The 21,366-nt window shown below is 61.5% G+C and carries 23 protein-coding genes and 2 pseudogenes; 7 read left to right on the forward strand and 18 right to left on the reverse strand.

What is annotated here, in order from left to right:
- Positions 1-32 precede the first annotated feature (32 nt).
- The 3 genes and pseudogenes from EJ072_RS30900 to EJ072_RS30910 form a co-directional block, all read right to left on the reverse strand.
- Positions 33-713 (reverse strand): annotated as a pseudogene (locus EJ072_RS30900) (aminotransferase class III-fold pyridoxal phosphate-dependent enzyme); the annotation flags it as partial.
- A 221-nt stretch (positions 714-934) separates the two neighbouring features.
- Positions 935-1,690 (reverse strand): response regulator transcription factor, encoded by a 756-nt coding sequence (locus EJ072_RS30905; RefSeq protein ID WP_126082688.1) that lies wholly within the window; start codon positions 1,688-1,690, stop codon positions 935-937.
- Between the two features lie 600 nt (positions 1,691-2,290).
- Positions 2,291-2,509, reverse strand: a complete 219-nt coding sequence (locus tag EJ072_RS30910) for a hypothetical protein (protein ID WP_126082689.1) — start codon at positions 2,507-2,509, stop codon at positions 2,291-2,293.
- Between the two features lie 520 nt (positions 2,510-3,029).
- Between EJ072_RS30910 and EJ072_RS36185 the strand changes: the two genes are divergently transcribed.
- On the forward strand, positions 3,030-3,305 hold the full coding sequence (locus tag EJ072_RS36185; RefSeq protein WP_189343130.1) for a hypothetical protein: 276 nt from the start codon (positions 3,030-3,032) through the stop codon (positions 3,303-3,305).
- On the opposite strand, the gene EJ072_RS30920 is transcribed toward EJ072_RS36185, so the two are convergent.
- The 5 genes from EJ072_RS30920 to EJ072_RS30940 form a co-directional block, all read right to left on the reverse strand.
- Positions 3,269-4,162, reverse strand: coding sequence for a carbohydrate ABC transporter permease (locus tag EJ072_RS30920; protein ID WP_126082690.1), 894 nt, complete (start codon positions 4,160-4,162; stop codon positions 3,269-3,271). The two genes, EJ072_RS36185 and EJ072_RS30920, sit on opposite strands and share 37 nt — an antisense overlap.
- A gap of 2 nt (positions 4,163-4,164) precedes the next feature.
- Positions 4,165-5,103, reverse strand: coding sequence for a sugar ABC transporter permease (locus EJ072_RS30925; protein ID WP_126082691.1), 939 nt, complete (start codon positions 5,101-5,103; stop codon positions 4,165-4,167).
- 93 nt (positions 5,104-5,196) lie between these two features.
- Complete coding sequence (locus EJ072_RS30930; RefSeq protein ID WP_126082692.1) at positions 5,197-6,522, reverse strand: ABC transporter substrate-binding protein; 1,326 nt, start codon at positions 6,520-6,522, stop codon at positions 5,197-5,199.
- A 34-nt stretch (positions 6,523-6,556) separates the two neighbouring features.
- A complete protein-coding gene (gene ugpC, locus EJ072_RS30935; protein WP_126082693.1) occupies positions 6,557-7,639 on the reverse strand; it encodes a sn-glycerol-3-phosphate ABC transporter ATP-binding protein UgpC in 1,083 nt (360 codons plus the stop codon).
- 397 nt (positions 7,640-8,036) lie between these two features.
- Positions 8,037-8,225 carry a DUF3606 domain-containing protein gene (locus EJ072_RS30940; RefSeq protein ID WP_126082694.1) on the reverse strand — a complete coding sequence of 63 codons (189 nt, stop codon included), beginning with the start codon at positions 8,223-8,225 and terminating at the stop codon, positions 8,037-8,039.
- A gap of 475 nt (positions 8,226-8,700) precedes the next feature.
- On the opposite strand from EJ072_RS30940, the gene dusA reads away from it, so the two are divergent.
- Complete coding sequence (gene dusA / locus EJ072_RS30950; RefSeq protein ID WP_189343131.1) at positions 8,701-9,696, forward strand: tRNA dihydrouridine(20/20a) synthase DusA; 996 nt, start codon at positions 8,701-8,703, stop codon at positions 9,694-9,696.
- A 10-nt stretch (positions 9,697-9,706) separates the two neighbouring features.
- Here the strand turns inward: dusA and EJ072_RS30955 are convergent, their stop codons facing one another.
- Together EJ072_RS30955 and EJ072_RS30960 are read right to left on the reverse strand one after the other, a co-directional pair.
- Entirely contained in the window at positions 9,707-10,411 is a 705-nt protein-coding gene (locus EJ072_RS30955) for a TIGR02281 family clan AA aspartic protease (protein WP_126082695.1), read from the reverse strand.
- Positions 10,412-10,421: 10 nt separating this feature from the next.
- A complete protein-coding gene (locus EJ072_RS30960; RefSeq protein WP_126082696.1) occupies positions 10,422-10,652 on the reverse strand; it encodes a DUF1289 domain-containing protein in 231 nt (76 codons plus the stop codon).
- Positions 10,653-10,817: 165 nt separating this feature from the next.
- Between EJ072_RS30960 and EJ072_RS30965 the strand changes: the two genes are divergently transcribed.
- Entirely contained in the window at positions 10,818-11,813 is a 996-nt protein-coding gene (locus tag EJ072_RS30965) for a nicotinate-nucleotide--dimethylbenzimidazole phosphoribosyltransferase (RefSeq protein ID WP_126082697.1), read from the forward strand.
- Between the two features lie 14 nt (positions 11,814-11,827).
- On the opposite strand, the gene EJ072_RS30970 is transcribed toward EJ072_RS30965, so the two are convergent.
- Complete coding sequence (locus EJ072_RS30970) at positions 11,828-13,351, reverse strand: HAMP domain-containing sensor histidine kinase (RefSeq protein WP_126082698.1); 1,524 nt, start codon at positions 13,349-13,351, stop codon at positions 11,828-11,830.
- Between the two features lie 76 nt (positions 13,352-13,427).
- Here EJ072_RS30970 and EJ072_RS30975 point away from each other — a divergent pair, with 76 nt between their 5' ends.
- From EJ072_RS30975 to EJ072_RS30990, 4 genes and pseudogenes are all read left to right on the forward strand, one after another.
- Positions 13,428-14,051: a thermonuclease family protein gene (locus tag EJ072_RS30975; protein ID WP_126082699.1), complete on the forward strand. Its 624-nt coding sequence runs from the start codon at positions 13,428-13,430 to the stop codon at positions 14,049-14,051.
- A gap of 47 nt (positions 14,052-14,098) precedes the next feature.
- Positions 14,099-14,710, forward strand: a complete 612-nt coding sequence (locus tag EJ072_RS30980) for a glutathione S-transferase (RefSeq protein ID WP_126082700.1) — start codon at positions 14,099-14,101, stop codon at positions 14,708-14,710.
- Between the two features lie 28 nt (positions 14,711-14,738).
- Positions 14,739-15,356 carry a uracil-DNA glycosylase family protein gene (locus tag EJ072_RS30985; RefSeq protein WP_126082701.1) on the forward strand — a complete coding sequence of 206 codons (618 nt, stop codon included), beginning with the start codon at positions 14,739-14,741 and terminating at the stop codon, positions 15,354-15,356.
- Positions 15,357-15,464: 108 nt separating this feature from the next.
- Positions 15,465-15,955, forward strand: a pseudogene (locus EJ072_RS30990) (Lrp/AsnC family transcriptional regulator).
- A gap of 21 nt (positions 15,956-15,976) precedes the next feature.
- On the opposite strand, the gene EJ072_RS30995 reads toward EJ072_RS30990, so the two are convergent.
- The 7 genes from EJ072_RS30995 to EJ072_RS31025 all read right to left on the reverse strand — a co-directional run bounded on the left by EJ072_RS30995 (position 15,977) and on the right by EJ072_RS31025 (position 21,245).
- Entirely contained in the window at positions 15,977-16,549 is a 573-nt protein-coding gene (locus tag EJ072_RS30995) for a DUF3299 domain-containing protein (protein WP_126082702.1), read from the reverse strand.
- Between the two features lie 81 nt (positions 16,550-16,630).
- Positions 16,631-17,191: a GNAT family N-acetyltransferase gene (locus EJ072_RS31000; RefSeq protein WP_245467052.1), complete on the reverse strand. Its 561-nt coding sequence runs from the start codon at positions 17,189-17,191 to the stop codon at positions 16,631-16,633.
- Positions 17,151-17,849: a DNA alkylation repair protein gene (locus EJ072_RS31005; protein WP_126082703.1), complete on the reverse strand. Its 699-nt coding sequence runs from the start codon at positions 17,847-17,849 to the stop codon at positions 17,151-17,153. The genes EJ072_RS31000 and EJ072_RS31005 overlap by 41 nt, the downstream gene beginning before the upstream one ends.
- Before the next feature lie 8 nt (positions 17,850-17,857).
- Positions 17,858-18,727: an NAD(P)-dependent oxidoreductase gene (locus tag EJ072_RS31010; protein ID WP_126082704.1), complete on the reverse strand. Its 870-nt coding sequence runs from the start codon at positions 18,725-18,727 to the stop codon at positions 17,858-17,860.
- A 116-nt stretch (positions 18,728-18,843) separates the two neighbouring features.
- Positions 18,844-19,668 carry an ABC transporter permease gene (locus EJ072_RS31015; protein ID WP_126082705.1) on the reverse strand — a complete coding sequence of 275 codons (825 nt, stop codon included), beginning with the start codon at positions 19,666-19,668 and terminating at the stop codon, positions 18,844-18,846.
- Complete coding sequence (locus tag EJ072_RS31020) at positions 19,665-20,381, reverse strand: ABC transporter permease (RefSeq protein WP_126082706.1); 717 nt, start codon at positions 20,379-20,381, stop codon at positions 19,665-19,667. Before EJ072_RS31020 ends, EJ072_RS31015 begins: the two co-directional genes overlap by 4 nt.
- Before the next feature lie 78 nt (positions 20,382-20,459).
- Positions 20,460-21,245, reverse strand: coding sequence for an ABC transporter substrate-binding protein (locus EJ072_RS31025; RefSeq protein WP_095818023.1), 786 nt, complete (start codon positions 21,243-21,245; stop codon positions 20,460-20,462).
- Between the last annotated feature and the right edge of the window lie 121 nt (positions 21,246-21,366).

Below are 21,366 nucleotides of genomic sequence, written 5' to 3' on the forward strand. Positions count from 1 at the left end.
TCTGGTTGTAGGCTCCGACCTCTGGATTGCGGCGCGCCGTTTTCCCTGCAGAGACGTTGCACTTCATGCAGGAAGCCGTCTGCCGGGTCGTCTCCGCGGGATGGCTCGAGGATCAGCGCGGCCAGCTTGCCCGGATATTTGTCGAACAGATCTTTTACGCTGGCGATGTTGTTGTAGCGGAAGGTGACGGTGAGATTTCGGACCACCTCCGGAATACCGGCACTCATCGGTGTCGTGCCGATGAACCAATCGTCCGTCGAAAAGAATGGATGGTCGGCGCAGCAGGCCACGAGGTCGCGCCCTGTATAAGCGCGGGCCAAGCGCACGGCGCCGGACGTCGCATCCGAGCCATCCTTGCAGAATTTTACCATCTGCGCGTCGACAAGCTCCAGAAACGTCTCGGCGCAGTCGACTTCGATCCTAGCCGGTCGCGTGAAATTGGAGCCACCACTCAACGCTGCCTCAACCGCTCTCAGGACTGTCGGGTAGGCATGCCCCAATCCAACGGAACGATTGCCCATGCCATATTCGATGTATTCGTTGCCATCGACGTCCCAGACATGACATCCAAGTCCACGCTCAATGAAACCCGGGGCGAGAATGGGATACTGATCATCGCCCTTCGCGTATGTATGGCAGCCACCTGGGATCAGTTGGCGCGCGCGACCTTGCAAACGGACAGATTTGCGAAAACAAGGGCTCTGCTCAGACATGTACCACACTCCAGCTGTTGGAAAGTCTACATGTCCGGTCCAAAATTTCGCGATCACCAAATGGCTGCCGATTTAGCACTTATGGTGGATGTTGGAGCCCAATACCGGCGTTTTATAACGATCACGCCATTTGCAGCGGCTGCGGAACAGCCGATCGCGGAACGAGGCTAACAAAGACGACCCGCAGAAGTGAACTCTGGCGGGCCGTCTGAAACCACCTGTCATTCTTCCGCGAGGGCACCTTCCCCGAAAAGGTCGTTCACCTTGTAGGCAACCTCAGTCCTGTTGGTCGCCTTCAGTTTCTTCATGATATTGCGGATGTGGACTTTCACGGTGCTTTCGCGCAAGTTCAGTTCGTAGGCTATGATCTTGTTCGCCTTGCCGCGCCGAAGCGCCTGAGCCACTTCAGCTTGCCGGTGCGTGAACATAGTCGTCAGCGGACGTGTGTCGCGGCTGCCTGAATCGATCAGATGCCGCATGGACAGCACGCTACTGGCCGGTACGAAGATGCCGCCAGCCGCCGCAAGGTTGACGGCTTCGACACAGACGTCAATGCCAACAGAAGTCGGAATGTATCCGCGTGCGCCGCTTTCAAGGGCGGTCAGTATCTGTGTAAGATCTTCCGTGTCAGCCAGCAGAATCACTGGAACAGAACTGAACTCTGAAGAGATCATTCGGACCTCTTCAGCTATGCTTTGATCGGTAACTTTGCGTCCGCCAAGATTAAATAGGATAGCGGCTAAAGGAGGGTATGCTTCCTTCTTTATTCGCCATTCTTCGATCCTGTCCATGGCGACAACAGCCATGCCAAGCTCATGGTCCTCCAGAGCCGATGCTAGACATTCCCGGTCTAACGCCCTTCCGTCAAGAATAAGTAGGCATTCCTTGTCTAGTTGTTCGTTGCTCTTTGCGCTGCTCGACGAGATTTCTGATTGATTTGGCGAAGCAAGATTATGTAGGCCGATCACAGAACTCATACTAGCACCCCAACTTTTGCCCAACACGACCGCCTCATGGCGGCCGACAGCCCCCTCAAATCCTAGATTTTTTGAAAGTTTCTACCAATCTGAGAGTCCAGCCAGGCCCCCCCAGCTTGGACCCTCATCGCTTCTCCCCTACACCACCTAGAATTCAGTAGTTGATGCTTTACTAGCGAGAGCTAATCTAAGTTAATTTTCTGTAAATTTTTTTGGCTCTCAAGGGTCCCGCTGATGGGCAGGCATACGGGCCGAAACCATTGGGCCGGGTTCCTGGAGTCGTGCACGCAAATGATTTCAGGCAAAGCAGCGCCGCCAACCTCATCCGATAGGCGGAAGCAGGACCGTTAATCCACGGCGGCTTCTTACTCCAAAGGCTTCGTTGACGTCATACATTGCCAAAGAAGAACATCTGTTTGCCAGCGTCTGCCCGGGCTTACGCCGGTCTGTCTGCGGATAAAGCGAAGACAGGGTAGGGGAGCCATTCGCCCGCCCCAATGGCTCCCCTATCGCTTTTGCGGTGAGCGGCACAGCAGAAAATCCGCCTGCCAGCATTGTCTGGCAGGCGGACAGATGCTCCTAGAATTGACGATTGGAACCTCAGGCGTGTCCCTGGGGTTCAGTCTCGCTCAGCCAACGGCAGACCGCCTCATGGCTACGGGTCACTGTCTCAAACGCATCGATCAACTTCTTGGCGGCTTTGTTAGCGACGTGGGATTCAGGATACTGGGCGGTCACAGCCTGCGCTCGCTCATAAATTTCCTTGAGCTGCTTCACCTGCTTTGGTCCAAATGCGCCGTGTACAACCTGGGTGGTCATACGGATTGTCCTCCTCATGCTGGAACTCTAGAGAACCCACTCCATTGCCCAGAGGTCCCGATATCTCCAATTATCACGACATTTCACGATCGTAAGCAGAAATGTGCCCGCGACCTGTGTATAAGGGTGACATAACTCGCCGTCGAGCCGTTCTTTAGTGTGCGTTTGCGAGTTAGCCGTTTGCAGGAAGGGGTAGGCCGGACTCCGGCAGGCCGACGTGTCGACACATTCTGAACCTGCCAGCAGCCCAAACACGAGCGCTTCTCAGCCGCAGCGGATGGCATGCAGCCGGCGATCGTGGCTCGCGGTCGGTTGACGGGTCTCAACGGCTGCGCCTGGTTCGCTAGGCTTAAGCATTCTGAATTTCCATGGCTGCAGATTCGTTCGGTGCTGGTGGACGTCATTCGGATTGGTCAGCAGGCGGGGCAGGGGGCTCAGGCCTGAGGATCGAGGAGGCGGACGCCCTCGCCTTTGACCGGCGGGCAAGAACTCGACGCCGGCCTTGGTCAGAGCTGCTTCGATGGCAGGCATCCTGCTGACCCGGGAATCGACCTTGCCGTTCTCTAAGCGGGCCAGCGCGTTGAGCGAGACGATCGCCTTGTCCGCAAGCTCCTGCTGTGGGCTGGAGAACCCGCACGGACAGCGAACTCTCCGCGCCCGAGACCCCGGCAGCTTCAGTCGCAGCCGCCTCTATCTCGCGGCCGCGGCCACTTCTCGGCAAGTCGTGGGAGAGGACACAGCAGATGCGATCGCGCCGCGTTATTCCTTTACCGCGCCGGTCATCGAGGAGACGTAGTGCTCGACAAAGAATGAATAGAGGATCACCACCGGCAGCGACCCAATCAGCGCCCCTGCCATAAGCGCGCCCCATTCGTAGACGTCGGAGCGGACCAGCTCGGTGAGCACGCCAACCGGTACCGTCTTCTTTTCCGACGATTGAATGAAGGTCAACGCATAAATGAACTCGTTCCACGATAGCGTGAAGGCGAAGATGCCCGCAGATATCAGACCAGGTACTGACAGCGGCAGCACGATCTTGGTGAGGATCTGCAAACGGCTAGCGCCATCGATCAGAGCGCATTCTTCCAATTCGAACGGGATCGACCGAAAATAGCCCATCAGCAGCCAGGTGCAGAAAGGAATGAGGAAGGTGGGGTAGGTGAGGATCAGCGCGAACGGTGTGTCATAGAGGCCGAGATTGAACACCATCAGGGACAGCGGGATGAATAGAATCGAAGGCGGCACAAGATAGGCCAGGAACACTGCCAGGCCGACCTGCCGCGCGCCCGAGAATCGCAGGCGTTCGATGGCATAGGCCGCCAGCACCGCTGCCAACAGCGACAGGAAAGTGGCGGCCGTCGAGATGATGAGAGTGTTGAGCAGCCAACCAGGATAAGAGGTCTCAAACAACAGATAACGTATGTGCTGCAATGTCGGATGAACAACCCAGAATGGGTTGTAGTACACGTAGTCGGTCATCTCGGCATTCGGCTTAATGGCTGTGACCGTCATCCAGTAGAAGGGGAACAGGAGTACGATCATGAACACCAGCAGCGGCAGGTAGATCGTCACCACCCGGCGGGGCACACTTTGCAGGTAGCCCATGCCCCCTTCGTCGGTATCAACGCGCCCGGCTTGCTTGATCGCGGCCATGTTCAGTCTCCGCCGCCTTGCTGCCATCTGCGCCGTTGCAAGCCGAAATAGCTGAACAGGATCGCCGCCAGCAGGAAGGGGATCATGGCTACGGCGATCGCCGCGCCCTCTCCGAGTTGGCCCCCAGCAATGCCGCGTTGGAAAGATAATGTCGCCATCAGATGCGTGGCGTTCACCGGGCCGCCACGAGTGAGCACATAGATCAGTTGGAAATCGGTGAAGGTGAAGAGCACCGAGAAGGTCATGGTGATGGCAATGATCGGCGTCAGCAGCGGCAGGGTCACGTAGCGGAACAACTGCCAACGGCTGGCCCCGTCGAGGGTGGCGGCCTCGTAGAGCGATTGCGGGATGGTCTGCAGGCCGGCGAGCAGAGTGATGGCGACGAATGGAATGCCGCGCCAGACATTGGCCGCGATCACCGAGGCGCGCGCATTGGTTGGGTCGCCGAGGAAGTTGATGCGATGGTCGAAAAGTCCCATCTGCTGCAGCGCCCATGACAGGATCGAGAACTGCGAATCGTAGATCCACCAGAAGGCGATGGCCGAAAGCACCGTCGGCACCACCCAGGGCAGCAGCACCACCGCGCGAAAGAACGACTTGAAGGGCAGGTTCTCGTTGAGGATGAGCGCCAGCCAGAGCCCGAGCATGAATTTCAGGATCGAAGCGCTGACCGTGTAGAGCAGCGTGTTGAAGACTGAGAGCCAGAAGACGCTGTCGCTCCACAGGTACTCATAATTCTCAATGCCGATGAAGATGCCTGGGCGGCCAATGCGGGCGTCAGTGAAACCAAGCCAGACGCCGAGCCCAAGCGGGTAAGTCAGGAAGACCAGCAACAGCGCAGCCGCTGGCAACATGAAGCCGAAGCCGAGGGTATTTCGGCTTTCCGACAGACGCGACAGGATTGATTGGCGCGGCCGAACCGCAGCTGACGTCACGGCCATGGTCGGCTCCTCATGAGGTCGGGTGCATGGCGGCGCAAGCCGCCGTCCGAAACCGAGCCGGGCAGCACGGTCGACCGCCCGGCTCAGCTGTGGTCATACGCGATAGTAGCGGTTGGCGCGCTTTTCCGCCTCTTCCATCGCTTCCTGCGGCGCGGCCTGCCCGGTCACGGCTTTGGCGAACATGTCGACAAGAACATAGTCGGCCATGGTGGCGGCCGAGGCGTAGCCAAGCGGCCCCGCATAGCCGTTGGGACGTAGCGTCTCCGAGGCCTTCGCGTAGGCCGCGTTGTTCGGATCGGCCTTCCAAACCGGATTGTTGGCGAAGGATTTGAGCGTCTGGCAGCAGTAGCCCGCCGAGGAGGTGATCCAATCCGACATTTGCGGATCCTCGAACATGAACTGCAGATAGGCCTTCGCCGCGTTGGGGTAGGGCGTGTAGTTGAAAATGACGGCTGTGGTCACCTGGAACAGCTCGACGGATTTCCCGACCGGACCGATCGGCATGTTGGTCGTGCGCATGTCCTTGGCGATCTCGGTCAGCTTCGGATCATTGTCCTTGTTGACCTTGGCCGTGTTGTAGACGGAAATCCCGTTGGCGATGACGCTCACTTCGCCGGCCAGGAAGGCGCGGTTGTTGTTGACGTCGAGCCAGCTCTCGGTGCCGGGAATGAAGGTCTTGTAAAGCTCCTGTGCATACTGAATCGCCTTGAGCGTCTCGGGGCTGTTGATCGTGACCTTGCCTTGCTCGTCGACCATCTGGCCGCCATGGCTCCACAGCAGCCAATGCGCATAGTTGTTGCCGTCGCCGACTCCGTGGCCATGCGTGAAGCCGGCAGGATGACCTTTGGCCTTGAGCGCCTTGCAGAGTTCGAGGAAGCCGGCTGTGTCCTTCGGAAACTCCGAGAAACCGGCCTCCTTCACCCAACTTTCGCGGTAGACGATGGCGTTGCCGATGGTGGCCAGAGGCAGGCCAATGAACTTGCCCTCGCGCGTCGCATACTGTTTCGGCCCATCGTACCAGCCGCCATATTTCTTCCCGAGATAATCGCCCAGTTCCGTCACGTTGAGAAGCTTGTCAGGGTACTGGTGCGGATCGTCGAACCAGACGAACATCAGGTCCGGACCTGAGCCGACATTCGCTGCGACCGCAGCCTTGGGGCGAATGTCTTCCCAGCTCTCCTTGTCGACACGGACCTCTACCCCCGTCATTTCGGTGAACCGTTTGGTGTTCTTCAACCACTGGTCCTCGTCACCCTGCACGAAAGGCGACCAGCGCAGGAGCCTCAGCTTTGCGCCATCCTCCGGTTTGTACTTCAAAGCCTCCTGGGCAAAGGCCGGAGAGCCAACGAACTGGCCCCCTAACATGCCGGCGGCGGCGCCGGCGGTCGTGCGGATCACGTCGCGTCTGGTGAATTTCATGCTCGTTTCCTCCTGTCTCTTCGTTGCGTGTCGCCTACCGCTGCGAGGGCTTATCGATGCGCTTGCCGGTTTCGCCGTGAAAGAGATGAACGTGATCAGGCTCGACCGACAGTTGGATGGTTTCTCCAGGCGTGAAGGAATGACGTTCCCGGAAATTGGCAACGATATCCTCACCTCCCGCCGTCCGGCCGATGATCTGTACTTCAGAACCGGTAGGCTCGATCACCACCACGGTGACTGGAATGCCATTGTCGGCCAGCCGCAAATGTTCGGGCCGTATCCCCAGCACGACGGGCTCGCCATTGCCGATGGAGAACGGCGCGGGCAAAGTCACCGAAATCCCTCCTTCGCCCTGGAACCGCGGCGTGCCTTCAGTCAGGATTGTTCCCTTGAGCATGTTCATGGCGGGAGAACCAATGAAGCTTGCCACGAACAGGTTGTTCGGCCGGTCGTATAGATCTAGCGGCGGCCCGATCTGTTCGACCATGCCGTCGTGCATGACCACGATCTTATCTGCCATGGTCATGGCCTCGATCTGGTCATGCGTGACATACACCGTCGTGGTCTTCAGCCGCTGGTGCAACTCCTTGATCTCGGCGCGCATCTGCACTCTGAGCTTGGCATCGAGGTTGCTGAGCGGTTCATCAAACAGGAACACCTGCGGATTGCGAACGATGGCGCGGCCCATGGCGACGCGTTGACGTTGGCCGCCTGAGAGCTGCCGCGGATAGCGCGACAGCAGCGGAACCAGCCCGAGGATTTCGGCTGCCCGCTTAACACCTTTATCGCTATCCGCCTTCGGAACACCTTTGAGCATGAGCGAGAACGCCATGTTCTCCGCAACCGTCATATGCGGATAGAGCGCGTAATTCTGAAAGACCATGGCCACGTCGCGTTCCTTCGGAGCAACGTCATTGACGATCCGGCTGCCGATCGAGATATGGCCGCGCGAAATCTTTTCCAGGCCGGCAATCATCCGCAGAAGCGTCGATTTCCCGCAGCCGGACGGTCCGACCAACGTAACGAACTCGCCGTCATCTATATCGACGCTGACGGCATGCAGGACCTCGGTGGCCCCGAACGATTTGTAGACATCGCCAATCGCGACAGACGCCATCGAATTCCTCCCGATGGTCCCTGCGACTTGTCGCGGGGAGCCGTTTTTATCAGGCGTGGCTTGAAACGGATGCCGGTGCGGCGATCCACCACTGGCGTCGGCGACGTCTGCCCCAGATTTCCTCCCCCCGGGGTCACGCGACTTCGAAACGGTAGCGCTACCAAATCCGCCTGTAAAGCGGCCATGTACAAACCACCAGCAGCCCTCGACCGGTATGGTCGACCAAGAATATGGTTGAAGGATCCGGACGCCTGATGATCGACGCCGGGACCGACGCCATCAAAATGCCGGCGACCGCCATGGTGACGATGATCCGAAACATGAGTTGCCCCTGCCCAAGGAAGTGCAATCAAAACGCCGTAGAGCGGGTCGTGTCCAGCGTCCCCGTGCCGAGGCTCTACTTGCCAGAGATTTTCTCAGCGACAGCGTTCGCTTTGTCCCGATTGCCCTTGGTGTCTTTGATGATTTTCAGGGCTTGGTCCTTAGTGATGCCACGCTTCCGGGCAAAGTAATTGACTTCATACGGCTCGCTTGCCGAAACCCGAGCTCTGTCCTGTTTGCCTCTCTTGGATTTGTCGTCCGCCATAGCCTTCCTCCATGTCGCGTTTCACCTTGGGCGGCCCGCTCACGACCAAAACGGATGAGCCGCTAGCGATCGACAGCCGCGATGTTGCATTCCCCAGGTGTCGTTGGAGTATATCGAGGGCGGCGGCCTTGGAGCGGCATGGGGACTTGCCTACATCGCACATGTCGTCGATATGGAGGTCGATGAGTTCGCCGAAAGTTTTAAGGCGTGCTACACGAGACTTGGTCGGCGTCTCGCCGCGGTCGACTTAGCGTTCGGTTTCGGTCGCCCATCGTCGTGCGTCGTCTCGGCGCAAGAACGTCTCGCTGACGCAGCGACCTTTGCGACGAACCTGCACGCACCAGGAACCGGATGAGAGCTTCGTATAGGCCATTTTTCGTGTGCACTGAGAGATCGAAACTTGGCGAAAAGGGTCGTATTCTGGCGTAAGTTTGTGTGCACTCGGCAGGTTCCAACAAATTGATGTTAAATAAAAGTGCTGAAAAATCAAGATCATAGGGTGGCCGTTGCGCCCATGATGGACTGGACGGATCGGCATTGCCGGTTCTTCCACCGTCAGTTGACGCACCGCGCGTTGCTCTACACCGAGATGGTTGTGGCGGACGCGGTCATCCACGGCGCGCGTGAACGGTTGCTCGGTTTCGACGATGTCGAGCATCCGGTGGCGCTGCAGCTCGGCGGATCGGATCCGGCAAAGCTCGCCGAGGCGGCGCGGATCGGCGAGGCCTTCGGCTATGACGAGATCAACCTCAATGTCGGCTGCCCGTCAGATCGTGTTCAGTCGGGAACATTCGGCGCCTGCCTGATGAAGACGCCGGCCCTGGTCGCCGACTGCGTCGCGGCGATGAAGGCTTCGGTGAAAATCCCCGTCACGGTCAAATGCCGCATCGGCGTCGACGACCAGGACCCGGAGCCTGCGCTCGACACGCTTGCCGACGGCGTGCTCGCGGCCGGCGCCGACGCGCTCTGGGTGCATGCCCGAAAGGCCTGGCTGGAAGGGCTGAGCCCCAAGGAGAATCGCGACATCCCGCCGCTCGACTATCCGCGCGTCTATAGGCTGAAGGCCAGAAAGCCGAACGAATTCATCGGCATCAACGGCGGCATTCAATCGCTTGCCGAGGCGTCGGCGCATCTCGGCCATGTCGACGGCGTGATGCTCGGCCGCGCCGCCTACCATACGCCGGGCATCATGACCGGCGTCGATACCGCGTTCTACGGCGAAGTTGCACCCGCCTTCGACTATCCGGGCCTGATCGACGCCATGGCCGGTTACGCCGCGCGCCATATCGAGCGCGGCGGGCGGCTCGGCCACATCACCCGCCATATGGTCGGACTGTTCCACGGCCTGCCCGGCGCGCGCCGCTTCCGGCAGATACTTTCCACGGATGCGAACAAACCTGGAGCCGGGCCGGAGGTGCTGAAGACCGCTTTCGCGGCAATCGATTTCGCGGCGGAAGCCGAGGCGGCCTGACTCGATCCGATTAATCCCGCAGGATCATGCGGTCGCCGCGCACGTCGAAACCCGACAACGAACCGATGAAGTTCATGCCGAGCAGGCTTTGTTCCAGCATGCCGGGCGCGGCGACCATCACCGTCATATCCTTGCGCACGATGCCGCCGATCGCCAGTTCGTCGGTTCTGACGGTGGCTGCGCGCGCCATGCCGTTGGCGGTGGAGACGTCGACGCTGTAGCTGAGCGCCGCCGGGTTGAAGCCCGCGGCCTGGGCATCTTCCGATGTCAGCACCGTGCTGGTCGCGCCGGTGTCGACGACGGCGCGCACCGGCGCGCCGTTGACCAGGATGCGGGCCTCGAAGTGGCCATTGCCGGCCTTGTCGAGCGTGACGGTCGGGCGGCCGTTCTCCACGCCGAGCGCCAGCGGGCTGCCCGGGACGAGACCGGCCGTCACGCGGCTCGCGACGTCCTGCAGCTCGTAGCGATACTGATAGCCGGCGATCAGCACGAGGATCAGTGCGGCCCAGACGCCGATATTGCGTGCCATGTCGCCAAGCGGCCGGCCCGAGCGGAGCAGGCTCGCGCCGATCACCATGACCAGCACGCCGACCCAGATCAGCCGGCCGAAATCATTGTTGTTCATGCCGAAAGTGTGGCCGGCCGAGTTGTTGAGCATCAGCAGCACCAGCCCGACGCCGATCACCGCCATGACGATCCAGAACAGCCGGTTCATCGGTTTCTTCTCACAGAACGCCGCGTTCGCGCGCCATGCGGGCACGCCGGGTTTCGCGGCGCGGCCGGCGCTCCACCGTTTCGAGCCGCGCCGGCAGTTCGGCCATCACCGCCCGGCGAACGTCAGGAGTCATCCTGAGCCAGTCGGAAATCTCGTCGCGCGTGCGTCCGCAACCGAAGCAGAACCCGGTTTTCATATCGATCGAACAGACCAGGATGCAGGGGGATTCGATGGCGGTCATAGTGTTCTCTTGCGTTCATTCCACATGGTGCAACCGCCGGAGCAATGCAAGCCCTCCGCAATGCGCCGCAAGGCAACGCGTTCGCGGCATCGTCAGGCGGTTGTGCCGGCTGCAGAAGGCGGCTATGCCGCTTGCGATTTCCGCAACGGACCGCGACCGACGCAAATGCCTGCCAAGCCTTTCGATGATTTCCGAAGCCTCCTGACGGCGCTGCCCCCTGCCGATGACGCGGCGGCCGCGCGTGTCCGCGCGCTGTTTGCCAAGGCGGACAAGCCGAACGAATCGCTGGGCAGGATCGAGGACATCGCGGCCTGGATTGCCGCCTGGAGCGGGCGGGCGCCGCCGGCAATCAACCGGCCGCTGGTGGCGATCTTCGCCGCCAATCACGGCGTCGTCCGGCATGGCATTTCGCCGCGGCGGGTGGCGGCGACCGCCAATGAGGTCGAGCTCTGCGCCGCCGGCGGGTCCGCGATCAACCAGGTCTGCATCGCCAACGATCTCGGCCTGAATGTCTTCGACCTGGCATTGGATATCCCCACAGGCGACATCACCGAGGAGGCAGCGCTCGACGAACGCGGCTGCGCCGCGACCATGGCCTTCGGCATGGAGGCGGTCGCCGGCGGTGCCGACCTGTTGTGCCTAGGTGATCTTGGGGTTGGCAATTCGACCATTGCGGCTGCGCTCTGCGCTGCGTTGTTCGGCGGCAATGGAGTGGATTGGGTCGGGCCGGGGTCTGGCGCCGATGCGGCGACGATGGCGCGAAAGGCCGAGGTCGTGGACCGGGCGCTGGCGTTCCATGGTTCCGGCCTCGGCGATCCGCTGGAGGCCCTGCGACGGGTCGGCGGCCGCGAGTTCGCGGCGATCTGCGGCGCTATTCTTGCGGCCCGCATGGAGAAGATTCCCGTCTTGCTCGACGGATTCGTGGCGACTGCCGCGGCCGCTGTTCTGCAAGCGGCCAGTCCCGGCACGCTCGATCATTGTCTGCTTGCCGGTCTGTCGCCCGAGCCTGGCCATGCCAAGGCTGCCGAAAGGCTCGGACTGCGGCCGCTGCTCGATTTCGGCATCAGCCATGGCGAAGGGGTAGGGGCTGCTCTCGCTGCCGGCATCGTCAAAGCCGCGGCGCTGACCAGCTCGGGCATGGCGATGGCTGTCCGGCTATAACGCCGCGGATGACGTCAGCGGCGGCCGCGCGTGGCGACCGTCTTGGTTGGCAGGGCAGGCAGTTCCTCCATCACCCGACTCAGCGGGAAAATGGCAATCGCCTCCGTGCCTTCACGCAACTTCGAATGAAGCTCGAACGTGCCGCCATGCATCGCGAGCAGGCCCTGCACGATCGGCAGGCCGAGGCCGGTTCCCTGTTCTGCGCTCTTGATGGCGATGGAGCCCTGGCCGAAAGCGGAAAGCACCACCGGGATTTCTTCTTCCGGTATGCCCGGACCATTGTCCTTGACCGAAACGTACTGGCCGCCGCCGGCGGTCCAGCCGACGCGCACGCGCACTTCGCCGCCGGACGGGGTGAACTTGATCGAATTGGACAGGAGGTTGAGCGTGATCTGACGCACCGCGCGCTCGTCGGCAAAAAGGCGCGGCAAGGTCTCCTCGAACTCCTGGACGATGCGGATGTCCTTGTTGCGGGCCCGCAATTCCATCATGTGGCAGCAGTCCTCGACGATGGTCACCAGCATCACCGGCTCCTCGTTGAGCTGGTAGCGGCCGGCCTCGATGCGCGACAGGTCGAGGATCTCGTTGATCAGGTCGAGCAAATGCTGGCCGGACTCGTGCACATCATGGGCATAGTCGCGGTAGGTCGGATTGTTCATCGGACCCAGCACTTCATTGGCCATCACTTCGGAGAAGCCAAGAATGGCGTTGAGCGGCGTCCTGAGCTCGTGGCTCATTGAGGCGAGAAAGCGCGATTTCGCAAGGTTGGCGTCCTCGGCGCGCCGCCTTGCTTCGTCCGACATTGATTTCGCCGTCTCCACCTCGGCAATGAGCGCGTCCTTCTCCGAGCGGAAGGACAGCACCATCAACGAGGCCTGATTGAGGTGGCGCGCCACATAGCCGAAGAACGGAAGTGCTGCGATGAGCAATGCCGCCATCGTGGCTTCGATCGGCGTCCACAGATGCATAATGGTGTAGACATAAACGGCAACAGGAATGGCGAAGGTCGCGAACAGCGCGCCGCCAAGTGAGGAGGCCAAGACTGCAGTCGTCGCCATCGCGATCAGCAGCACCATGGCCTTGGCGACATGGAACTGGTCGATCTGGCATGTGTCGCAGCCGATCCATGCGAACCACGCCCAGCCAAGGCCACACAGGAAATGGCCGATCAGGAAGTCGCGGCGCGTCTGCGCCGGGTCGAGTTCGGCGGCCTCGGTTCGCTCGACGCGCCGCGACATGAACGCGACGATCGCGTAGCAAAGCAGCATAGCCAGAGCCCAGATGGTGATCTGGTTGTCCAGGCCCGCCAGCCGGCCGAGAGCCGCCACCGCCAGCACCAGCAGCGGGATGGCGACCGCGCTGACCACCATGGCGCGCGCATGCAGTTTCAGGAGTTCGCGATCGAAGTCGAGGCTGCCGGCCTGTTGCGAAAGGCGGTCGCGCGTCTTGCGCACCGCGCGCGCCACATCGCTGTTGCGGTGCGGTTTACGGCGGTCCACAATGAATTTATCCGCTGTGTTCGAGCGTAGCAAAGGCATACGGACTTCAATTTCTGCGCGCAGCGACTTTCAGTTCGTTAAGCTACGTTCGAATGATTAAGAGACTGTTTGCCATATGAGCCGTTTCGGGCCGCGAGGACCGCGCCGGCGCTATGCGGCGAGCCCGCCGCGCAGCCTGTGGCGCAAGCTGCTGGACTATGGGCTGGCCTTCCTCTTGCTCGGGTTGCTGATCCTGGTGGCGGCGCGGCTCGATCGCTTCGAGACTCGCAAGGAGCAAGGCACGGCGATCGTCAATGACGGCGATTCGATCACGCTCGGGACCGAGCGCATCCGCATGCGCGGCATCGATGCTCCCGAGTACCAGCAAACCTGCCAGAAGGCCGGCGCCGACTATCCCTGCGGCAAGCTGGCGCGGCAATCGCTGGTACGGCTGATCGCCGGCAGGCCGGTTTCCTGCAGCGGCTGGCAGCGCGACCGTTACGGCAGGCTGCTCGGCGACTGCAGGGCAGGCGACACCGACCTGAACCAGGCCCAGGTGCGGGCCGGATGGGCGGTTGCCTTCGGCGACTTCGAAACCGAGGAAGCGGTGGCAAGAGGGGCCAAGGTCGGCATCTGGGCAGGCGCCTTCGAGGAGCCGCGGGACTGGCGCGACAGCCATCATGACGCGCCGGTCGAGAGAAAGCACGGCACGCTTGCCTCGTTGAGCGACGCGTTGCGCGAGTTCTTTCGCTTCTGGTGACGGGCGTATCCGAGCCCTATGATCCGGTGGAGAAACTGGAGGATGGAATGAAGCTGTTCGACGGCGGCCGCGCGCCCAATCCCCGACGTGTGCGTGTCTTTCTTGCCGAGAAGGGGCTGACAGTGCCGCTTGTGCCCGTCGACATGGCTGCGCTGGAGCATCGCGGCGAAGAGGTGGCGCAGCGCAATCCGCTGCGGCGCCTGCCGGTGCTCGAGCTCGACGACGGTACCGTCATCACCGAATCGATCGCCATCTGCCGTTATTTCGAGGAGTTGCACCCCGAGCCCGCGCTGTTCGGCACGGGTGCGCTCGGCAAGGCAAAAGTCGAGATGTGGCAAAGACGCCTGGAACTAAATCTCATGGTCAGCGTCGCGGCCGCGTTCCGGCATATCCATCCGGCTATGAAGGAATGGGAAGTGCCGCAGATCCCGGAATGGGGCGAGGCCAACAAGCCGAAGGCGATCGATTTCCTGCACCTGCTCGATCACGAACTGGCGCAGCGCGAATTCGCCGCCGGCGATGCCTATTCGGTTGCCGATATCACCGGAATGATCGCTATCGATTTCATGAAGCCGGCCCGCATCAAGGTGCCTGAGGAGTGCACGAATGTGCTGCGCTGGTATGCGGCGCTGACGAGCCGGCCAAGCGCGACGGCCTGAGCGACGAAGATTGGATAATCCGCCCGATATGAGCCAAGCATTGGAGCGCCTCACCGCGAGGGTGCGGGCCTGCCGCATCTGCGTCGACCAGCCGCTTGGCCGGCCCTTGCCGCACGAGCCGCGCCCGGTATTGAGGCCGTCCTCGAGCGCCCGCATCCTGCTCGCCAGCCAGGCGCCGGGCACCAAGGTTCACATCTCGGGCATGCCCTTCACAGACGCTTCCGGAGATCGCCTCAGAAGCTGGCTCGGCGTCAGCAGCGAAGAGTTCTACGACACTGAAAAGTTCGCCATCGTGCCGATGGGTTTCTGCTTTCCCGGCCAGGACGCCAAGGGCGGGGACCTGCCGCCGCGCCGCGAATGCGCGCCGGCCTGGCGCCGGGACCTGATGGCGCTGATGCCGCAGATCGACCTGGTGCTGACCATCGGCGGCTATGCGCAGGCATGGCATATGGGCACGACGCGCGCGGCGTCCTTGACGGATACAGTGAGGAATTGGCGCGCCGTCTGGGATGCTCCGGCCAGTCCAAAAGTGTTGCCGCTGCCGCATCCGTCGTGGCGAAACACGGGCTGGCTGAAGAAGAATCCCTGGTTTGAAATGGATTTGCTGCCCTTCCTGAGGTCGGAAATCCGCTATCGCATTGGTTAGGCATTCCGCAAGATATCACTCGCTTTTGGTGCCTTTGGCAGAATTTCTTTCTTGTGAAAGGCTCCGATAAAAGGGATTATGGCCAAACTATTCCCCTGGAGCCTCCCCATGGATCGCCTCGACAGAAAATTCTCCGCCTCCTGCAGGAGGACGCCACGCTTGCGGTGGCCGACGTCGCCAAGAAAGTCGGCCTGTCGACCACGCCGTGCTGGCGGCGTATCCAGAAGCTTGAGGAAGAGGGCGTCATCAGGCGGCGCGTCGCCATCCTCGACCATGAGAAGGTCAACGTACGCGTCACCGTCTTCGTGTCGATCCGCACCAATTCGCACAGCCATGAATGGCTGCGGCGCTTCTCCGAGGTCATCCAGGAATTCCCGGAGGTGGTTGAGTTCTACCGCATGAGCGGCGACGTCGATTACCTGCTGCGTGTAGTGGTCCCGGATATCGCCGCTTACGATGCCTTCTACAAGCGACTGATCGCCAAGATCGAGATCCGCGACGTGTCCTCGTCCTTCGCCATGGAGCAGATCAAATACACAACCGAGATCCCGCTCGACTACATGGTTCTGGACAAGGAGTCGGGTGCGAACGCGGCGTGACACTGGTTGCGCCGATCGGCCTTAATTCTTCTTCTTGTTGAGGAAACTCCACGGCGAGTTGACCGGTAGGGTGACCGTATCCGGTACGCTGTCCACGCTCGCCACGTCCGCCTTGCGCACGGTATAGCCCGACTGAACGATCGAGACGCCATCGAGGATGAAGAGCTGGCTCTTTTCCATGCCGGGCTTCAACACGCCGGTGACGGCGACCGGGTCGTAAGCCTCTTTCATCTTGTAGGGATGCGCCGGCGTCACCAGCACGATCTGGTTGGGCGGCGGCGTCGGCATGTGGCTACAGGCGCCTGTCCACGGCACCAGCAGGAACTGGTAGACGAGGTCGCCGTCGCGATCGACCGGCAACGCATAGCCGGCTAATTGTATGGCCTTGTCCTGCAGATTGAGCGACAAAGTCTCGCCGTGGTCGGGCAGTTTTGCCGCGATCATCGGCAGGTTCGCGTCCTCGGCGATCGCCTGCGTGGAGGGGCGCAGATCCTTCCAGAGGATATGCACGACATCGGCTGCCGCATCGGCTCCCGAGGCGGCGAGCAGGAGCATGGCTGTCAGCGCCGCGCATGATTTGAAACGATTGTTCATGGTCGCTCCATCATCCGTCAGTCCATTTGCGGAATCGAGTCAAAGCGTCGTGACCGATCCAGACTCAGCGGTCCAGCCGCATCACATGCCGGCGCGTCCCGGCGGTGCCGATCTCGTGGAAGCCCCGCGCGACGAAATGTCGCGAAAGCCCATGAAGCGATAGCTGGGCGCGGCCTCGTCGACGGGATAGGCCTCGATGACGCGCGCGCCTTTGCCGAAGGCGTGGTCGATCGCGGCGTCGAGCAGGGCGGATGCCAGCCCGCCGCCACGCAAAGCCCTCGGCACATAGAAGCAGACGATCGACCATATGCCGGTCTCGCTGTCGTCCTGCTGCTTTGACAGTTTCCGGTAGGTCTCGCGCGGCGCGACCGAGCACCAGCCGACCGGCTTGCCGTCCAACTCGGCGACGATGCCCACGGGAGTGCCGGCATCGATCAGCGCCATCATCATGCGCTTCTTCTCGTCGTTCGGGATGTGCTCGCGGCTGGAATGGCGCCAGGCCATGCACCAGCAATATTTCGGCGCGCCCGGCTGCTCGAACAGCGTTTCGAAAGGGCCACGCGTCTCTTGCGTCACCTCGACAAAGCGGACGCCGGAAAGATCAGGTTCTTGCGGCTGCGAGCCTGGCGAGCTGTTTGGCATCCGTCAGTTCCTTCACCGCATCTCTGCCGACCCAACGCGGGTCGGGCGATGCCGCCAGTTTTTCCGCCAGCGCAAGGGCAGGGGCGTGCAGGCTCATCGAGCGCTTGCCGATCTGCCGCAGCGCCCAGTTGACCACCTTGCGAACGAAATTGCGCGGATCGCGGGCATGCTTCTCGATCAGCGGCAGATAGGCAAGGAAGGTTGCGTCCGGCTCTTTCTTCAGATGGACCGCGCTCCAGGCGAGCATGGCAAAGGCGGTGCGGCGGACGAATTCGCGTTCGTCTTCTGCGAATTCGTCGATCAGGCCGCGCCAGAATGGCGTTTCGGCAAACAGGTCGGCAACGGTGTCGACGATCTCCCAGCTGTCGAAATCCGCGGCCCAGCGCCGGCACTGGTTGATGTCGACCTTCTTAGGCTCGCCGGTGAAGGCCGCCATCAGCCGCGCCTCCCGGATGCCGCTTTCCCAGAGCAGAAGCGATCGCTCGTGGTTCTTCTTCAGCTTGCGCGCCAGCGGTCGCAAGTCGGAATTGCCGATGCCAAGCGCGCTCGCCGTGTTGATGCCGAAGCGCGCCATGCCCGCCAGATTCGCCTCCGTGCCGATCGCGCGCAGGTGCGCGACGACGTCGTCGGCGCTCCAGCTCGGGTCGGGCAGGGGCATCGTGGCGCCTATTTTTCCAGGCGTGCAAGCAGCGAGGAGGTATCCCAGCGCTTGCCGCCCATGTCCTGCACGTCCTTGTAGAATTGGTCGATAAGCGCCGTTACCGGCAGCTTGGCGCCGTTGCGGTTGGCCTCGGCCAGGCAGATGCCGAGATCCTTGCGCATCCAGTCGACGGCGAAGCCGAAATCATATTTGCCGGCATTCATCGTCTTATGGCGGTTCTCCATCTGCCAGGAGCCGGCGGCGCCCTTCGAGATCACCTCGACAACCTTCTCGATGTCGAGGCCGGCCTTCTTGCCGAAATGGATACCTTCGGCCAGGCCCTGGACGAGGCCGGCAATGGCGATCTGGTTGATCATTTTCGTCAATTGGCCAGCGCCGGCCGAACCCATCAGCCCGACCATACGGGCGTAGGCGTCAATGACCGGCTTGGCTTTGTCGAAGGCCGACTGCTCGCCGCCGACCATGACGGTCAGGATGCCGTTCTCGGCGCCGGCTTGGCCGCCTGACACGGGCGCGTCGAGAAAGGAGAAGCCTGCCTTGCGCGCGGCTTCATCCAGCTCGCGTGCGACCTCAGCCGAGGCGGTGGTGTTGTCGATGAAGACGGAACCCTTCTTCATCGCGGCGAAGGCGCCGTTGGCGCCGGTGGTGACCGAGCGCAGATCGTCATCATTGCCGACGCAGGAGAAGACGAAGTCCTTGCCTTCGGCTGCTTCGGCCGGCGTCAGCGCCAGCTTGCCGCCATGCTGGGCTACCCACTGCTCGGCCTTTGCCTTGGTGCGGTTGTAGACGGTGACGTCGTGGCCGCCCTTGTTCCTGAGGTGCCCGGCCATGGGATAGCCCATGACGTCAAGACCGAGAAATGCAACCGATGCCATAGACCTGCCTTCCAACAAAACACAGTTTCCAGTGGCCGAAGGTCTAGGCCATGCGAAAAATTCGTCAAGGCGCGCAGCGCTGCATCGACTGGTGCAGGCGGCCGAGCCGCAGGGATTTATCGATGCAGGTGGATGGTGATGCGGCGCTCGATCCATTCGACGCCGTGGCGCAGGATCTCGACCATCACCAAATAGACGATCGCCACCCAGATATAGGCCTGGATGTCGAAGGATTTCGCATAGGCGAGCTTGGCGTTGCCCATCAGGTCGTAGACCGTGATGATGGCGACGATCGCGGAGGCCTTGATCATCAGGATGAGCTCGTTGCCGTAGGGCCTGAGGGCAACGATGATCGCCTGCGGCAGGATGACCTTGCGCAGCGTCTGCAATTTGTGCAGGCCGAGCGAGGCAGCACCCTCCCATTGGCCGCGCGGCACGCTTTCGATGGCGCCGCGCAGGATTTCGGCCTGGTAGGCGGCGGTGTTGAGCGAGAAGGCAAATACACCGCAATAGAAGGCCTCGCGGAAGAACCACCACAATCCTACCGTTTCCAGCTCCGGCCGGAAGGAACCGACGCCGTAATAGACGAGATAGGTCTGCACGAGCAGCGGCGTGCCGCGGAAGAAATAGACGTAGCAATAGGCAAGCCCGGACAGGATCCAGTTCTTCGACATGCGGCCATAGGCGACCGGCAGCGAGAAGATCGCTCCCAGCACCATCGAGATGGAAACCAGCGACAGGGTGGTTCCCAGGCCCTGCAGATAGGCCGGCGCGTAACGGGCGAAGAACTCTGGATTCCAGGCGTAGACGAGGTAGGCGACGATGCCGAGACCGAAGAGAATCCATACGCCGACCAGTGAGTAGCCGACGATGCGGGCGCGTGGCCAGCCGCGGGCCAGAGGGGGCGGCTTGTCGACGACGATGGCCTGGCTGACGCTCATCGCACCGCTCTCCGCCCGAGATGACGCAGAATGTGGCCGGTGGCGATCGACGACAGGATGGCGAGAGCCAGGAAGATCAACGCCGCCACACTGTAGAACAGGAAGGCATGCTTGGTAACGCGCGCCGCGACGCCGGACTGGCGCAAGGTCTCGGCGAGATTGACCACCGAGACCAGCGAGGTGTCCTTCAGCAGGCTTAGCCAGCAATTCTCGAGGCCGGGGAAGGCGATGCTTATCAGCTGCGGCAGGATGATCAGCCGCATCGTCTGCCATTTCGACAGGCCGATGGCGTAGCCGCCCTCATACTGGCCTTTCGGAATGGCGCGGAACGCGGAAAGGAAGACCTCGCTGGCATAGGAGGAGAAGATCAGCGACAGCACGATCATGCCAGCGATGAAGCTGTTGACGTCGATTGTCGCGGCCGGATTGAACAGCCGCACCAAGTATTGCAGCAGAAGCGGCATGCCGAAGAAGAACAGGAAGAGCGTGACCAGCTCCGGCAGGCCACGGAAAACCGTGGTGTAGATGTTGGCGGCGAGCCGCAGGGAGGGCTCTTCATGCTGCTTGGCGAAGGCGACGAAAAATCCGATCGTCAGGCCGATGGGCAGTGTGGCGAGCGCCAGCACGATGGTAACCAGAACGCCAGACGCAATGTCGTCACTCCAACCATCCGGTCCCCAGCTGAGAAGTGTCCAAATGCTTTGGGCCGGCATTGACGGGTCGTGTCTCCGTGGCGATCCCGGGAGAAGAGGAGGGCGGCGAGGAGTGCCTCACCGCCCTTGGCGTAACGATCAGGATTCGGCGCCGTAGACGTCGAACTTGAAGTACTTGTCGTTGATTTCCTTGTACTTTCCGTTCTTGCGGATGGTGTCGATCGCTTCGTTCAGCTTGTTGACCAGATCGGTCTCGCCCTTGCGCACGGCGATGCCGGCGCCCGGTCCGAAGATCTCGACCGGCTGCGGCGAGGGTTGGCCGAGGATCTTGCAGCAGGCGCCGTCCGGCGTATCCAGCCATTGCTGCAACACGACGATGTCGTCCTCGATCGCGTCGAGGCGGCCATTGGCGAGGTCCGCCTGCTCCTCGGGGCTGCTCGGATAGCCCTTGATGGTGCTGTCCGTGTAGGTCTTGGAGGCATAGTTGTAGTGCGTGGTCGTGGTGGCGACGCCGATGTTCTTGCCGGCGAGGTCTTCCTTGGTCACGCCCTTGAGCGGCGAATCCTTCGGCACGGCGATGGCCGACGGGGTGTTGTAGTATTTGTGGGTGAAGTCGACCTTTTCCTGGCGCTCTGGCGTAATCGACATCGAGGCGACGATGGCGTCGAACTTGCCGGCCTGGAGCGCCGGGATGATGCCGTCCCAATCCTGCGCGACGAAGGTGCACTTCACCTTCATCTCGTCGCAGAGCGCCTTGGCGATATCGATGTCGAAGCCGACCAACTGGCCGTCCGAGGTCAGGTTGTTGAAGGGCGGGTACGCGCCTTCGGTGCCGATCCTCAGAGTCTTTTCCTGAGCCTGGGCGACGCCGAGTGTCAGCAGCGCGGCCGAAGCGGCAAGCGCGATACGCAGTGCAATACGCATGATAATCCTCTCATATTGTCATGGCCGCTGTCCCGTGCGGCTCTTGTGGGCGGAGCTTCTTTACCGCCCGCTGAGGCGGATACTCCCACTCTTTGCGAGAAAAAAGCAACTGCAAATCAAC

The sequence above is a fragment of the Mesorhizobium sp. M2A.F.Ca.ET.046.03.2.1 genome (assembly GCF_003952425.1).
Taxonomy (GTDB): domain Bacteria; phylum Pseudomonadota; class Alphaproteobacteria; order Rhizobiales; family Rhizobiaceae; genus Mesorhizobium.